General features: G+C 64.1%; 1 protein-coding gene and 1 pseudogene. One reads left to right on the plus strand and one right to left on the minus strand.

What is annotated here, in order from left to right; all coding sequences use genetic code 11:
• A pseudogene (locus EOA27_RS32420) lies at positions 1-1,199 on the plus strand (Dyp-type peroxidase domain-containing protein); the annotation flags it as partial.
• Between the two features lie 49 nt (positions 1,200-1,248).
• Here EOA27_RS32420 and EOA27_RS32425 read toward each other — a convergent pair.
• Positions 1,249-1,932: a Crp/Fnr family transcriptional regulator gene (locus EOA27_RS32425; protein WP_126064666.1), complete on the minus strand. Its 684-nt coding sequence runs from the start codon at positions 1,930-1,932 to the stop codon at positions 1,249-1,251.
• Between the last annotated feature and the right edge of the window lie 400 nt (positions 1,933-2,332).

A 2,332-nucleotide genomic window follows, 5' to 3' on the forward strand; every position in this document is an offset into this window, starting at 1 on the left:
TCGACGACGAACCGCTGGACACGTTCCCGGTCGCCTTCCGGGAAGGCATGGGCACGCCCGAGCGCAGCCGCATTCTCAACGACACCGGCCCTGACGCGCCCGACAAATGGCAGTGGGGGTCTTCCGCCAAGCCCGTCGATGTCGTCATCGTCTGCTATGCCGAGACGCCGGCCTTGCTGAAGGCCGAGATCACGGCCATGAAGCGACAGACGGCAGGCGCCGGGATGTCGGTGACCGCCGAACTGCCGCTGAAGGTGAAGCGCGACGGCAAGCGAGCGGTCGAGCATTTCGGCTTCGTCGACGGCATCTCGCAACCGATCGTTCGGGGTACGGCGCGCGCCGCTAAGGGAGCCGCGCCCATGCATCTGCTCGCACCGGGCGAGTTCCTGTTCGGTTATCGCGACGAGCATGGCTTCTATCCGTCGTCGCCGTCGGTCGAGGCGGCGCTGGACCGCGCCGGCATCCTGTCGCAGGTGCGGCGCAACCGCCAGATACCCGGGCAACCGCCTCCGCCGCGCGATTTCGGCCGCAACGGCACGTTCCTCGTCATGCGCCAGTTCGAGCAGCATGTCGAATTGTTCGACGATTATTGCAGGCGGGCGGCGACGCAGGCCGCAAATGAGACCGGCGATCCCACCGTCGATCAACGCTGGGTGGCCGCGAAGATGCTCGGCCGCTGGCAGGACGGCAGCTCGCTCGTGCGCAATCCGAACGGGCGGCCGGGCCGCGGCGTCGACAATGATTTCGCGCTCGGCGCCGAGGATCCGCAGGGGCACGCCTGTCCACTCGGCTCCCACATACGCCGTTCCAACCCGCGCGATTCGCTCGGCGAGGACCGCGAGACGCAGATCAGGATCGGCAAGCGCCATCGCATCCTGCGCGTCGGCCGCACCTACGAGAAAAAGGACAAGGGCGGAAAGACGGAGAAGGGACTGCTCTTCATGTGTCTCAACGCCGATATCGAGCGCCAATACGAGTTCATCCAGCAGACCTGGGTCTCGTCGAGCTCGTTCCAGGGTCTGGTCGGGGAGACGGATCCGACGATCGGGGCAAGGGGCGGCGGCGGCCGGTTCTCGATCCCGTCCTGGGAAAAGGTCACCGTGTTCAAGGATGTGCCGAAGTTCGTCACCACGAAAGGCGGCGGCTATTTCTTCATGCCGAGCCGCTCGGCGCTGCGCTACATGATCTCGCGGTTGTGATCAGGGGCGCTTAGGCTGTCTGCTGCTTGGGCGAAGTCGCCGAGCCTGCTCAGTCGTCGTCCTGCGATTCGGCGATATGGTTCAGCGCGGCGGCGTTGATGATGCGCAGGCCGCCGCGCTTGATGGCGATCATCTGCCGGTTGCGCCAGTCGTTGAGCGTCTTGTTGACGGATTCGCGCGTCGCGCCGAGGAATTCGCCGAGCTCGGATTGCGAAATCGGAATCCAACCGGCGGAGTCGGCCATGACCCCGCTCAGGAACACCAGCCGCTTCGCCAGCCGGGCCTCGATGCCGAAAAAGGCTTGGTCGCCCAACTCGCCGCTGACCCAGCGCAGCCGCGTGCACAGCAATTCGATCATCGCTCGCGCGAGAGACGGGTTTTTCTCAATGCGGTCAAAGAGTTGTGTCCGGCTCAGCGAAACCAGCTCGCATGCCGTGAGACAGCTGGCGGTGGCCGTGCGCGGGCGTCCGTCCAGTGCCCCGATCTCGCCGACAAGGCTGCGCGACAGCTCGATATTGGCCACCAGCTTCTGCCCGCCCGGCGAATAGATCGAGATCTCGACCGTGCCGCTTATCACACCATAGATGCGATCGGAGGCATCCTCTTGGACGAACAAATGCTGGCCGGCGGCGTAGCGCTCCAGCTTGCAGCCGCCGAACAGCAGGTCGAAGTGGCGCGGATCAATGCGCGCCAGGCGCGGCAGGTTGCTGTCGTCCGCGCCGTTTGTAGCCATGATACGATTCCGCCTCTGGTTAGACGGAAATTGTAGGATAAGTGCGTGCTCGATCAAAGCGTCGTCTCCTTCTATGGTGACTCTCCGTTCGGCGGGTGGCTGACAAATGTTCCAATGTCATGCCCGACACGTCGAAACCGGATAAGCCGGCAACTGTAAGGAGACCGGGCGCACTGGCGGTTACGGACCGATCCTTCGAGAACGCCGTCCGCGCGCTTGGGTGGGAGGTGCCCAGCGCGCAGACAGCAAATCTGAAAATGGCTACGTGATCAAATTCCTTCCTGCGAAACCGCATCCAGTCCGGAGGCCGTCTTCGGGATCTGCAGGTCAGCCAAGCCGTTGGCGCCCCCGTTACGATATCTGCGCGCAAACCCTGTCTGACGTATGTGAAGGTGGTCAC

It is taken from the genome of Mesorhizobium sp. M2A.F.Ca.ET.037.01.1.1 (assembly GCF_003998075.1).
In the GTDB taxonomy this organism is placed as follows: Bacteria; Pseudomonadota; Alphaproteobacteria; order Rhizobiales; family Rhizobiaceae; genus Mesorhizobium.